10 protein-coding genes and 1 pseudogene are annotated in these 13,126 nt (G+C 62.9%); 6 read left to right on the forward strand and 5 right to left on the reverse strand.

What is annotated here, in order from left to right:
- Positions 1 to 18 precede the first annotated feature (18 nt).
- The gene (gene sucC / locus H7A86_RS15495) at positions 19 to 1,188 is read right to left on the reverse strand and encodes an ADP-forming succinate--CoA ligase subunit beta (protein ID WP_016901264.1); all 1,170 of its coding nucleotides are present in this window, start codon (positions 1,186 to 1,188) and stop codon (positions 19 to 21) included.
- A gap of 231 nt (positions 1,189 to 1,419) precedes the next feature.
- Here sucC and H7A86_RS15500 point away from each other — a divergent pair, with 231 nt between their 5' ends.
- Positions 1,420 to 3,033 (forward strand): sensor histidine kinase, encoded by a 1,614-nt coding sequence (locus H7A86_RS15500; protein ID WP_104544483.1) that lies wholly within the window; start codon positions 1,420 to 1,422, stop codon positions 3,031 to 3,033.
- 181 nt (positions 3,034 to 3,214) lie between these two features.
- Entirely contained in the window at positions 3,215 to 4,609 is a 1,395-nt protein-coding gene (locus H7A86_RS15505) for a sigma-54-dependent transcriptional regulator (protein WP_164739181.1), read from the forward strand.
- A 284-nt stretch (positions 4,610 to 4,893) separates the two neighbouring features.
- Here H7A86_RS15505 and pilB read toward each other — a convergent pair whose 3' ends face one another.
- Both pilB and H7A86_RS21145 read right to left on the reverse strand, forming a co-directional pair.
- Positions 4,894 to 6,618, reverse strand: coding sequence for a type IV-A pilus assembly ATPase PilB (gene pilB / locus H7A86_RS15510; protein ID WP_119131075.1), 1,725 nt, complete (start codon positions 6,616 to 6,618; stop codon positions 4,894 to 4,896).
- Positions 6,619 to 6,931: 313 nt separating this feature from the next.
- Positions 6,932 to 7,339 carry a prepilin-type N-terminal cleavage/methylation domain-containing protein gene (locus H7A86_RS21145; protein ID WP_119131074.1) on the reverse strand — a complete coding sequence of 136 codons (408 nt, stop codon included), beginning with the start codon at positions 7,337 to 7,339 and terminating at the stop codon, positions 6,932 to 6,934.
- A 345-nt stretch (positions 7,340 to 7,684) separates the two neighbouring features.
- On the opposite strand from H7A86_RS21145, the gene H7A86_RS15520 reads away from it, so the two are divergent.
- The 4 genes and pseudogenes from H7A86_RS15520 to H7A86_RS15535 all read left to right on the forward strand — a co-directional run bounded on the left by H7A86_RS15520 (position 7,685) and on the right by H7A86_RS15535 (position 10,971).
- Positions 7,685 to 8,944 carry a type II secretion system F family protein gene (locus tag H7A86_RS15520; protein ID WP_119131073.1) on the forward strand — a complete coding sequence of 420 codons (1,260 nt, stop codon included), beginning with the start codon at positions 7,685 to 7,687 and terminating at the stop codon, positions 8,942 to 8,944.
- A 6-nt stretch (positions 8,945 to 8,950) separates the two neighbouring features.
- On the forward strand, positions 8,951 to 9,814 hold the full coding sequence (locus H7A86_RS15525; protein WP_119131072.1) for a prepilin peptidase: 864 nt from the start codon (positions 8,951 to 8,953) through the stop codon (positions 9,812 to 9,814).
- Between the two features lie 13 nt (positions 9,815 to 9,827).
- Positions 9,828 to 10,433: a dephospho-CoA kinase gene (coaE, locus tag H7A86_RS15530; protein WP_119131071.1), complete on the forward strand. Its 606-nt coding sequence runs from the start codon at positions 9,828 to 9,830 to the stop codon at positions 10,431 to 10,433.
- 209 nt (positions 10,434 to 10,642) lie between these two features.
- Positions 10,643 to 10,971: pseudogene (locus H7A86_RS15535) on the forward strand (SymE family type I addiction module toxin).
- Between the two features lie 105 nt (positions 10,972 to 11,076).
- On the opposite strand, the gene H7A86_RS15540 reads toward H7A86_RS15535, so the two are convergent.
- On the reverse strand, positions 11,077 to 12,411 hold the full coding sequence (locus tag H7A86_RS15540; RefSeq protein ID WP_166763130.1) for a sensor histidine kinase: 1,335 nt from the start codon (positions 12,409 to 12,411) through the stop codon (positions 11,077 to 11,079).
- Positions 12,404 to 13,081, reverse strand: coding sequence for a response regulator transcription factor (locus H7A86_RS15545; RefSeq protein ID WP_006448355.1), 678 nt, complete (start codon positions 13,079 to 13,081; stop codon positions 12,404 to 12,406). The genes H7A86_RS15540 and H7A86_RS15545 overlap by 8 nt, the downstream gene beginning before the upstream one ends.
- Positions 13,082 to 13,126 lie beyond the last annotated feature (45 nt).

Below are 13,126 nucleotides of genomic sequence, written 5' to 3' on the forward strand. Positions count from 1 at the left end.
TTCCTTCGGTGTCGTGAATCAGGCGGCGTTCTTGACAGCTTCGACGACCTTCTTGGCACCGTCGTTGATGTTGTCGGCCGGGATGATGGCCATGCCGCTGTCGCGCAGCAGCTGCTTGCCTTCTTCCACGTTGGTGCCTTCCAGGCGCACCACGACCGGAACCTTGACGCCCACTTCCTTGACCGCCGCGATGATGCCCTCGGCAATCATGTCGCAGCGGACAATGCCGCCGAAGATGTTGACGAAGATGCCTTCTACCTTGTCCGAGGACAGGATCAGCTTGAATGCCTCGATGACGCGCTGCTTGTTGGCGCCGCCGCCCACGTCCAGGAAGTTCGCCGGCTCGCCGCCGTTGAGCTTGATCACGTCCATGGTGGCCATGGCCAGGCCGGCGCCGTTGACCATGCAACCGATGTTGCCGTCCATGGTGACGTAGTTGATGTCCAGCTCCGACGCAGTCACTTCGGTCTCGTCTTCCTGCGTCTTGTCGCGCATGGCGACCAGCTGCTTCTGACGGAACGCGGCGTTGTCGTCGCTGTCGAACTTGCCGTCCAGCGCGTACAGGTTGCCGTCGTCCAGGATGGCCAGCGGGTTGATTTCAACCAGCGCCAGGTCCTTTTCGTTGAACAGGCGATACAGGTTCACCATGATGCTGGCGAACTGGCCGGCCTGCTTGGCGGTCAGGCCGAGCTTGAAGCCGAAATCGCGGCCGTGGTAGCCCTGCACGCCTTCGACGAAATCGACATTGAGCGAGTGGATCAGCTCCGGCGTCTCGGCAGCGACCTGCTCGATCTCCACGCCACCCTCGCTGGAGGCGATGTAGGTGATGGTCTTGGTGCCGCGGTCGACCAGGATCGACAGGTACAGCTCCTTGACGATCTCGCCGGCGGTGGTCACCAGCACCAGGTTGATCGGCAGCTCGACGCCGGCGGTCTGGTAGGTGGACATCTTGGTGCCGAGCATCTTGGCCGCTGCGGCCTTCACGTCGTCGGTGGTCTTGCAGAACTTGACGCCGCCAGCCTTACCGCGACCGCCCGCGTGGATCTGCGCCTTCACCATCCAGGGGCCCTTGCCCAGGGAATTGGCGACTTCAACCGCTTCGTCCGGGGTCGCCGCGACCTTGCCGGCCGGAACGGGGATGCCGTACTCGGCAAGCAGCTGTTTTGACTGGTATTCGTGGAAATTCATGCGTCACCGTGGGAAAAGGAAACGACCGCTGCGTGCAACGCAGACCGCCAGGGCGGCACGTCAAGAGACGCGAACGGGCCGCCTATTGTGGCCGACCACGCCGTGCGGCGCAAAAGTCGGCCCGAGTGCCCCGCCGCTGGCGGCGCTTGCGTCCAGCCCGGCACTGTGCGCAAGCGCTGCGTGGGCCGCGCACCTGCCTATACTCGCCGCTTGCGCCCGCGGGGAATCGGTTTGCCATCCAGCCCATCGCTTATCGACCGGATCCAGTCCGCGCCACAGCGCGAGCTGTACTTCTTTTCGCTGTACCGGGTGCTGGTGGCCGGGCTGATCGCCGCACTGGTGTTCAGCCCCCTGTCCGACGCGATCCCCGAGCCCCGCTACCCGCGCCTGGCCGCCGGCGTGGCGATCGGCTACCTGGCGATGGCCATCCCGCTGCTGTTCCGCGGCCGCAACGAGCGCCGCCTGACCGCCACCGTGCTGTGCGCGGTGATCGCCGACATCCTCGCCGCGACGCTGGCCACGCATGCGCTGCCCGGCGCCAGCGCCGGCATCGCGATGATGCTGCTGTTCAATGTCGCCGCCGCCTCGATCCTGCTGCGCCTGCGCTATGGCATGAGCATTGCCGTGCTCGCCAGCGCCGCCACCGTGCTGGAGTACCTGTGGACCGTGCTGGAAGGCGGCGGCGCCACCCGCCCGATCGCCGAACTGGCGATGTTCGCCACCAGCTATGTCGCAGTGGCCTTCATCTGCGAACAGATCGCCTCGCGGGCGCGCCGCAATCAGGTGCTGGCCGAGGAGCGCGGTGCGCAGGTCGCCAATCTCTACGAGATCAACGAGCTGATCATCCGCCGCATGCGCACCGGCGTGCTGGTGGTCGATACGCACAACCGCATCACCCTGGCCAACGAGGCGGCGCTGGCGCTGCTCGGCGATGGCGACCAGCGCAACGCCCCGGTCGACCTGTCGCTGGCCGCGCTCACCCCGGAGCTGGCGCGCCGCCTGCAGCGCTGGCGCAGCGGCTGGCGCCAGGAAGAGGCCCCGCTGCAACTGGGCGCTGACCGCCCGGAAGTTCAGCCGCGCTTCGTGCGCCTGCTCGCCGACAGCGACCTGGTACTGGTGTTCCTGGACGATGCCAGCGTGGTGTCGCGGCGCGCCGAATCGCTCACCCTGTCGGCGATGGGACGCTTTTCGGCCAGCCTGGCGCACGAGATCCGCAACCCGCTGGCGGCGATCAGCTACGCCTCGCAATTGCTGGAAGAATCCCCGGACATCGGCGACGCCGACCGCCGCCTGCTGCAGATCATCCACCAGCAATGCCAGCGCACCAACGGCATCGTCGAAAGCGTGCTTGCGCTGGCCCGCCGCGAACGCGCCAACCCCGACAATCTGGACCTGGCCGCGTTCGTGCGCCGCTTCGTGATCGAGTACCGGCAGACCCTGTCGATGGAAACCGACATCCTGGAAGCGAGCATTCAAGGCGCGTCCGTGCATGCCCTGGTCGACCCCAAACACCTGCACCAGATCCTGACCGCGCTGGTCCACAACGCGCTCAAGTACGGCCGGGTGATGGACGAGCCGGCGCGGGTGAAGCTGCGCGTCGAACGCCTGGAGCGCATGGCGGTGATCGATGTCATCGACCGCGGCCCGGGCATCCCGGAGACGGTGGCCGCACAGCTGTTCCGCCCGTTCTACACCACCTCCGAGCACGGTACCGGGCTCGGCCTGTACATCGCCCAGGAGCTGTGCCGCGCCAACCAGGCGCAACTGGACTATGTGTCGGTGCCGGGTGGCGGCGCCTGCTTCAGGATCCTGTTGCAGGGGCCCAACAGCCTGCTCGGGAAATGAGCGGGATCGTTGCGTCACGCCTGCAGCAAGCCCATGGCGCATGGCGCTGCATTCGTGTATCTGCGGCCAGCCGCTACGCTTCGTGCGTCCCGCCGCGCCCGTTGTTTGATCATGTGAATCGTTAGGCCCGCACTCGGCCGGCAATTGTCGACTGTCATCGCCCTGGGCTATCGTGCGCCACATGAACGAACCGAAAAGTGCCCTGGTTGTCGATGACGAGCGTGACATTCGCGAACTGCTTGTTCTCACCCTGGGCCGGATGGGCCTGCGCATCAGCACCGCCGCCAACCTGGCCGAAGCGCGCGAGCTGCTGGCCAACAATCCCTACGACCTGTGCCTGACCGACATGCGGTTGCCTGACGGCAACGGCATCGAGCTGGTCACCGAAATCGCCAAGCACTATCCGCAGACCCCGGTGGCGATGATTACCGCGTTCGGCAGCATGGACCTGGCGGTGGAGGCCTTGAAGGCCGGTGCCTTTGACTTCGTCAGCAAGCCGGTGGATATCAGCGTGCTGCGCGGCCTGGTCAAGCACGCACTGGAATTGAACAACCGCGACCGCCCCGCTCCGCCGGCGCCGCCGCCGGAACAGGCCAGCCGCCTGCTGGGCGATTCCAGCGCGATGGAAAGTCTGCGCGCCACCATCGGCAAGGTCGCGCGCAGCCAGGCGCCGGTCTACATCGTCGGCGAATCGGGCGTGGGCAAGGAGCTGGTCGCCCGCACCATCCACGAACAGGGCGCCCGTGCGGCCGGCCCGTTCGTGCCGGTCAACTGCGGCGCCATCCCCGCCGAACTGATGGAAAGCGAGTTCTTCGGCCACAAGAAGGGCAGCTTCACCGGCGCGCATGCCGACAAGCCCGGCCTGTTCCAGGCCGCGCATGGCGGCACGCTGTTCCTGGACGAAGTGGCCGAGCTACCGCTGCAGATGCAGGTCAAGCTGCTGCGCGCGATCCAGGAAAAATCGGTGCGCCCGGTCGGCGCCTCCAGCGAGTCGCTGGTGGACGTGCGCATCCTATCGGCCACGCACAAGAATCTCGGCGACTTGGTCTCCGACGGCCGTTTCCGCCACGACCTGTACTACCGCATCAACGTGATCGAACTGCGCGTGCCGCCGCTGCGCGAACGCGGCGGCGACCTGCCGCAGCTGGCCGCGGCGATCATCGCCCGCCTGGCGCACAGCCATGGCCGCCCGATACCGCTACTGACCCAGTCCGCGCTCGATGCGCTGGACCAGTACGGCTTCCCGGGCAACGTCCGCGAGCTGGAAAACATCCTCGAACGCGCCCTGGCCCTGGCCGAAGACGACCAGATCAGCGCCACCGACCTGCGCCTGCCCGCCCACGGCGGCCATCGCCTGGCCGCCACCCCCGGCAGCGCCGCGGTAGAACCGCGCGAAGCCGTGGTCGACATCGACCCCGCCTCGGCCGCCCTGCCCTCCTACATCGAGCAACTGGAACGCGCCGCGATCCAGAAAGCGCTGGAAGAAAACCGCTGGAACAAGACCAAGACCGCCGCGCAGCTGGGCATCACGTTTCGGGCGTTGCGCTACAAGTTGAAGAAGTTGGGGATGGAGTAGAGAAGCCGGGATTGGAGAATCGGGATTGGGGAATCGTAAAAGCGAGTTCGCTGCGTTCGCTCGTCCTGAATGCTCCGTTCTGACCTCTATGTCTTCTTGAGCATTGAAGACGGCATTCATGGCCTGATGCTGTTCTCACAATAAAAAACGGCGCTCCTCTTACGAGGAAGCGCCGTTTTTTTGGCCTTCGCAACTTTGCCCAGTCTCAAAACCGTCGAGCAAAAGCTTGGGGGGGAAAAGGATTACCGCTGTAACCAGCTTCTCCGATTCCCGATTCCCGGCCCTCAGTCCTTGGTTACGCGATTGATCTCGGCCAGGCTGGTCACCCCGTGCGCGGCCTTGACCAGCGCAGACTGGCGCAGGTCGCGGATGCCGATCTTCTGCGCGGCCTCGGCGATCTGCATCGCGTTGCCGCCTTCCAGCACGATCGCGCCAATCTCGTCGGTCATCGGCATCACCTGGTAGATACCGGTACGGCCCTTGTAGCCTTCGGTGCACTCGTCGCAACCGACTGCCTCGTACAGCTCGATACCAGCAGCGAGCTGCTCTGCAGTGAACCCCTCCGCCAGCAATGCATGCTCGGGCAGGCTCGATCTGCGCTTGCAGTTGTTGCACAACCGTCGCGCCAGACGCTGCGCAATCACCAACGTCACCGACGAGGTGATGTTGTACGGCGCAATACCCATGTTCATCAAACGCGCGATGGTCTGCGGCGCATCGTTGGTGTGCAGCGTGGACAGCACCATGTGACCGGTCTGCGCGGCCTTGATCGCAATCTCGGCCGTTTCCAGGTCGCGGATTTCGCCGACCATGATGATGTCAGGGTCCTGGCGCAGGAACGAGCGCAACGCCGCCGCAAACGTCATGCCGCGCTTGTTGTTCTGCTGCACCTGGTTGACGCCAGGCAGGCGGATTTCGACCGGGTCCTCGGCAGTGGAGATGTTGCGCGTCTCGTCGTTGAGGATGCCCAGCGCCGTGTACAGCGACACCGTCTTGCCCGAACCGGTCGGCCCGGTCACCAGCACCATGCCGTACGGCTTGTGGATCGCCTCCAGGAACAGCTTCTGCTGGTCCGCCTCGTAGCCCAGCTTCTCGATGCCCAGCTTGGCCGCGCTGCCGTCCAGAATACGCAGCACCACCTTCTCGCCGAACAAGGTCGGCAAGGTGCTGACACGGAAGTCGATCTGCTTGGTCTTGGACAGGTTGAGCTTGATGCGCCCGTCCTGCGGCACCCGCTTTTCGGCGATATCCAGCTGCGACATCACCTTCAGGCGCGCCGCGATGCGCTGGCTCAGCTTCACCGGCGCCTTGGCCACATTCTTCAGCAGGCCGTCGATGCGCAAGCGCACCCGATAGTCGTCTTCATAGGGCTCGAAATGGATGTCGGAGGCTCCCCGCCGGATCGCATCCACCAGCACCTTGTTGACGAATTTCACCACCGGCGTGTCGTCGCCCTTGGCATCGACCCCGGCATCCCCGCCGGCGCCCATGTCCTCGTCCCCGGCCGACACGTCCAAATCCCCCATGTCGTCATCGTCGTCACCGAGCGATGAGCCAAGCGACGCATTGCTGGCCTGCCACTGCTCCAAGGTGCGACGGATCTGGTCCTCATCGACCAGAATCGGCTCGACCACCAGGTTCGTATGGAACTTGATATCGTCCAGCGCCCTGGTCTGAGTCGGGTTGCTCACCCCCACGAACAATCGGTTGCCGCGCTTGAACAGCGGCAGCACCTGGTACTTTTGGAGCAACTCTTCACTGACCAACTTGACTGCGTTCTGGCTGGCATCGAACACAGACACATCCATCAGCGGCATACCGAACTCGACCGCGTTGGCAGCAGCAAGTTGAGGCGCTGAGACTAGCTTTTTATCGGAAAACCACTGTGGCAAAGGAATCTTTGCCGTTGACGCCTGCTCCATTGCCGAGCGAGCAACAGACTCATCTATGACGCCATCTTGAACTAGACGCCGCGCGATACCGGTAATGCCAACCAAATTCTGATTCATCTAGGATCCCGATATCTGCAAGAAGGATGTAGAAGTAAAACACTCATCGGAGGATTTCCAATTAGCCAAGGCCACCAACTTTCAGTGCGTTAGAACAGTCACCAGCCCTTAAACCCCTCCGGGGGATAGTTTTTTACATCGGAGCAAATGCCGAAATGAATACATCGTGGTTTTTATAGAGACCCTACGAACCCGAGCATATGACATAGAAACAAAATGACCGGCAGGAAAGGCAATTACCCTGGCCGCTCCTAACAATTTCAGGAATAAAAAAAGCCCGGGTCATACAACCCGGGCCTTTGCACACCAGCAATTAACCGAGGTTATCGCAGTTCCTGTCCTTGTAGCGCGCGGTTGGCGACTTGGTTACAGTACAGACCCAAGTAATTTGGCCAGTGGAATCCGTCGGCAGCGTTGCGACGATCGTAACCGTTGTGTCAGCCGTGCCAGTTGTCTGGTTGTCGCCCTTCAGGGTAACGGCCGTAGTCGTTGCTGTGCACACGCCGGTAAGCGCGCCGTCACACAAAGGTGTGCCGCTTTTACCGGCTCCAAAGTTCTCGCCGACCTTGATCTTCTCTCCAGCCAAGCTGGCAACCGCGTTGGCGATCTTGGCCTTGGAGGTGTAGTCGCGGTACACCGGCAGCGCGATCGCGGCCAGGATGGCGATGATCGCGACGACGATCATCAATTCGATCAAGGTAAAGCCCTGTTGCTTCTTCATGCCTATCTCCCCTAGAGAGTTGTGGTTTGTGATTTGTGCTTTGGACTGGCGCTAGCGGCCTGCAAGTCCTGCATCGGCATACATGCAGATAGCGTGCCAACTCACTTGCCTGACCTCCCGAGGTGCCTGACGCTGGCAACAGGCTTGTCCAGAGTGACTCTGGCGCCGACCTTTACGGCATGAGACGGCATACTCGAAGTGACGCTCTGGGTCACTTTCTTGCGCAACAACGACAATCACAGCCAGCCAACCCGGCCTCGTCAGCAGGCTGTCCCGCACCTCAGCTAAAACCAGATACCATTGTCTACAAGCAGGCCTGGGGAAGGCCGGATCTGGGGATGCCACATGTCAGTTGCCCGTAATGCCGTTAAAAATCAGCCGGTGAGCAGGAACACATCGCTGCAGCAACCGTTCGTGTGGGAAGGCACGGACAAGCGCGGCGTCAAGATGAAAGGGGAGCAGACCGCACGCAACGCCAACATGCTGCGTGCCGAGCTTCGTCGGCAAGGCATCACACCTACTGTCGTAAAGGCCAAGCCGAAGCCACTGTTCGGTTCGGCAGGCAAGCGGATCAGCTCCAAGGATATTGCGTTCTTCAGCCGCCAGATGGCGACCATGATGAAGTCCGGCATCCCCATCGTGAGCTCTTTGGAAATCATTGGCGAGGGTCACAAGAATCCGCGAATGAAACAGATGGTCGGCCAAGTTCGCAGCGACATAGAAGGTGGATCTTCGCTTCAGGAAGCCATTGGCAAGCACCCAGTTCAATTTGACGAGCTTTATAGGAATCTGGTTCGCGCGGGCGAAGGCGCGGGCGTGCTAGAGACGGTGCTAGATACGGTGGCAACATACAAGGAAAATATTGAGGCCCTTAAGGGCAAGATTAAGAAAGCACTTTTTTATCCAGCAATGGTTGTTGCCGTGGCAATCATCGTCAGCGCAATTCTATTAATCTTCGTGGTCCCCCAGTTTGAAGAGGTTTTCAAGAGCTTTGGCGCAGAATTGCCAGCATTCACGCAGATTATCGTAAACGCATCGCGATTCATGGTTGCCTATTGGTGGCTACTGCTTCTCATCACTGGGGCATCAATTTTTGGCTTTATTTTTGCCTACAAGCGCTCGCCACGCATGCAACATGGGATGGACAGGCTAATCCTGAAATTTCCGATCATTGGCCAGATCATGCATAACAGCTCGATCGCCAGATTTGCCCGCACCACCGCGGTGACATTCAAGGCCGGCGTGCCGTTAGTCGAGGCGCTAGGCATTGTGGCAGGTGCGACAGGCAATAAGGTCTATGAAGAAGCCGTATTGCGAATGCGCGATGACGTCTCTGTCGGCTACCCGGTGAACATGGCCATGAAACAGGTCAACCTGTTCCCTCATATGGTGGTGCAGATGACGGCGATTGGCGAAGAGGCAGGCGCCCTAGATGTCATGCTGTTCAAAGTTGCGGAATATTTCGAGCAAGAGGTCAACAACGCTGTAGATGCCTTGAGCAGCCTGATGGAACCATTGATCATGGTTTTTCTGGGGACTGTTGTAGGCGGCATGGTCATCGGCATGTATCTTCCGATCTTCAAACTTGGCGCAGTGGTGGGTTAAGACGTAATGGCATTTCTCGACCAGCATCCCGGTCTCGGCTTTCCCGCCGCGGCCGGACTGGGACTGCTGATCGGCAGCTTCCTGAACGTGGTGATCCTGCGCTTGCCCAAGCGCATGGAGTGGCAGTGGCGGCGCGATGCGCGCGAGATCCTGGAGCTGCCGGACATCTACGAGCCACCGCCGCCAGGGATCGTGGTGGAGCCGTCACATGACCCGGTCACCGGCGACAAGCTCAAGTGGTGGGAGAACATCCCGCTCTTCAGCTGGCTGTTGCTGCGCGGCAAGTCGCGCTACAGCGGCAAACCGATCTCCATCCAGTACCCGCTGGTGGAGTTGCTGACCTCGATCCTGTGCGTGGCCAGCGTCTGGCGCTTCGGCTTCGGCTGGCAGGGCTTCGGCGCGATCGTGCTGAGCTGCTTCCTGGTGGCGATGTCGGGCATCGACCTGCGCCACAAGCTCTTGCCGGACCAGCTGACCTTGCCGCTGATGTGGCTGGGCCTGGTCGGCTCGATGGACAACCTCTACATGCCGGCCAAGCCCGCCCTGCTGGGCGCGGCGGTGGGCTATGTCTCGCTGTGGACGGTGTGGTGGCTGTTCAAGCAGCTCACCGGCAAGGAAGGCATGGGTCACGGCGACTTCAAGTTGCTGGCCGCGCTCGGCGCCTGGTGCGGATTGAAAGGCATCCTGCCGATCATCCTGATCTCCTCGCTGGTCGGCGCCATCCTCGGTTCGATCTGGCTGGTGGCCAAGGGCCGCGACCGCGCCACCCCGATCCCGTTCGGCCCCTACCTGGCCATCGCCGGCTGGGTGGTGTTCTTCTGGGGCAACGACCTGGTGGACGGCTACCTGCACTTCGCAGGCCTGCGTTGACCGGGGCACGGCGATGAGCGACTTCATCGTCGGCCTCACCGGTGGCATCGCCTCCGGCAAGAGTGCCCTGGCCGCCGAATTTGAGAAGCTGGGCGTGCCGGTGATCGATGCCGATGTCGTTGCGCGGCAGGTGGTGGCGCCCGGCCCCATTCTCGATGCGATCGTGGAACGGTTTGGCACGGCCATCCTGCTACCGGATGGCACGCTGGACCGCCCGGCCCTGCGCCAGATCGTCTTCGCCAATCCTGCCCAACGGAAGGCGCTGGAAGCGATCACCCACCCGGCCATTCGCGCAGAACTGCAGCGCGCCGCGCAGGAAGCCGCGGGTCCTTACACGGTCGTCGCCATCCCCCTGCTGACCGAAGCGGGTGGACGAGCAACCTATGCCTGGCTGGACCGCATTGTTGTCGTCGATGTGCCGGTGTCGCTTCAGCATGCTCGCCTGATGCAACGCGACGGGATTACCGCAACACTTGCCGATCAGATGATTGCCGCGCAGGCATCCCGCGCACAGCGCTTGGCGATTGCCGATGACATCGTCAGCAACGAAGGCAACACGGACCAGTTGGCGCAACAAGCGCGACGCCTGGATGCGAGCTACAGCGCAATCGGGCGCTGACGTCCACGGCCGGGCACCCACGATGCTCCCACGGTCAGCCGGCTGCCATGATCGACGGCGAGTTCATTGGCACACGCTGCATGGCGTTCGTTCCTTCCGCACACAGATCCTCCGGCATGCGTGGCATGTTTCCCCGGGCAGCGTAACGTAGCTCGACGTCGAATCAGCGCACCAACACCGACCGCATCTACTTGCTGCATTGACATTCGATTTCCGCCGAGCGGGCGGTCACGCCGGTAAGGACGCGCAGCCCATGCGGCTGGTGCCCTCGCCCACGTTCGACGTAGACAACCGCGACTTCGACCGTCGCCCCAAGCGTTGCGTGGACGATCTGCCGCCGCGCAAGGCGCGCATGCCCACGCGCTGCACGGTAGGCTATGCGTTCTACGATGCGGAGCCGGGCCGGCCACATAGCCAGCGCATCCCGAGCGTACGCCTACGCGGGCTGTGGCTGGAGCAGTTGGGGTTTGCGGTTGGGTGCAAGCTGCAGATCACTGCGCGTGCGGGCGAGTTGGTGGTGACGGTGGTGGAGCGCTGAGGGGTTTTGGGGCTGAGGTTGTTGGCTGGAGGCGCTGCTGCAGTGGGGGGGGCTATGGGTAAGGCTGTCGCGCCCGGGTGCGCTCCTACGGAAGTGCGTCGGTGGTTAGCGGTGGAAGGCGAGTGTTGCGATGACGCCGTGCTGCTGGCCTGGGCGCACGCTGACGCGCCAGCCGTAGAGGTCGCACAGCCGGCTGACGATCGACAGGCCGATGCCGCCGCCTTGCGAATGGCCGGCGTGGGTGCCGCGGTAGCCGCGCTGGAACAGCTTGGCGGCGTCTTCCTCGCTCAGGCCGGGGCCGGAGTCGATCACTTCCACTGCATCGGCAAGCACGCGTACGCGCACCTGGCCGTCCTGGGTGTACTTGACCGCATTGCCGATCAGGTTGCCCAGCGCCACCGACAGAGCGGATTCGGGCGCATCGATGACCAGGTCACGCTCGCCTTCCAGCAGCAGCTCCAGCGGTTTGCCGCCGAGCTGGGCGCGGTGCGCGTCGATCAGCTGTTCGGCCACCTTGGCGACATTGCTGCTGCCCTGCCCGCGCTCGTTGCGCGAGAGCAGCAGCAGCGAGCCGATCAGGTCGCTGCACTGCAGTTCGGCGCGCTGGATGCGTTGCAGGCGCTGCAGCATCTTTTCGTCGAGATTGGGCTTGGTGAGCAGCAGTTCCGTGGCGCCGCGAATCACCGCCAGCGGGGTGCGCAGTTCGTGGCTGACGTCGGCGTTGAATTCGCGGTCGCGCTGTACCACTTCGGTGAGGCGGGCCGAGTAATCGTCCAGCGCTTCGGCCAGCTGGCCCACTTCGTCGTCCGGGAAGTGCGCGGCCAGCGGCTTGGGCTCGCTGGTGCCGCCGCGGTAGGCACGCAGGCGCGCGGCCAGGTCCGACACCGGGCGCATCACCTTGGACGCAGACCACCAGCCGATCAGCAGCGAAAAGCCGCTGAACACCAGCACCGAGAGCATCAGCGTGCGCTTGAGCTGGATCTCGCCCTTGAGGGTCTGGGTCATGTCGTAGGCGAGGAAGAACCACTCGCTCGGCGTCTTGCGCACTGCCAGCTTGTACGAATACGCGTTGCCACTGTCGTCCACGCCGGAAATGGTGTGGATGCCGTCGGGCAGCTGGTACCACTCCGGCTGTTCCAGCCGCAGCGCGTCGAACTTGTCGCTCTTGACCACGCGCCCGCGCATCTGCTGCACCGGCAGATCGGGGTTGCGCAGCGGGTCGGAGTAGAAGCGCTGCGCGAAGGCGTCGATATTGCGGTTCATCACGTCTTCGACCAACTGGTTTTCCACGCGCGAACGTGCCCAGTTGGTGGCGAAGGCGAACAGCGTGGTCAGGCAGAAGCCCAACAACACGAAGGACAGGATGATGCGGCTGCGCAGACGCCGCCGGTAACGGCCGCGCTTGCGCGCCGGCCGCGCGCCGTTATTGCTTTCAGGCATCGGGCGAGGCGATGCGATAGCCGATGCCGTGACGGGTCTGGATCATCGGTACGTCGAACGGCTTGTCGACCACCGCGCGCAGGCCGTGGATATGCACGCGCAGCGAATCCGAATCCGGCAGCTCCTCGCCCCAGACGCGGGTTTCCAGCTCCTGGCGGGTGACCACGGCCGGCGAGGCCTCCATCAGCGACTGCAGGATCTTCAACGCGGTGGGGTTGAGCTGCAGCAGCTTGCCGCGGCGACGCACTTCCAGCGTATCCAGGTTGTATTCCAGGTCGCCGGTTTCCAGCACGCGGGTGTGCACACCCTTGCCGCGACGCGACAGCGCATTGAGCCGCACTTCCACTTCCTGCAATGCAAACGGCTTGATCAGATAGTCGTCCGCACCGGAGTCGAAACCGGCCAGCTTGTTGTCCAGCGAATCGCGCGCGGTGAGCATCAGCACCGGGGTCTGCTTGCGCGCTTCGTTGCGCAGCTTGCGGCACACTTCGATGCCATCCATGCCGGGCAGGTTGAGATCGAGCACGATGGCGTCGAACTCATGCACCACGGCCAGATGCAGCCCGGTCACGCCATCGGCAGCAAAATCCACCGTGTGGCCGCGGTCTTCGAGATAGTCGCCCAGATTGGCGGCGATATCGCTGTTGTCTTCGATTACTAGAATTCGCACTGGAACCTCATTCGTTAAACTGTTTTTAGCGCTGGCGCCGAGAAA

The organism is Xanthomonas euroxanthea (assembly GCF_903989455.1).
Lineage (GTDB): Bacteria > Pseudomonadota > Gammaproteobacteria > Xanthomonadales > Xanthomonadaceae > Xanthomonas > Xanthomonas euroxanthea.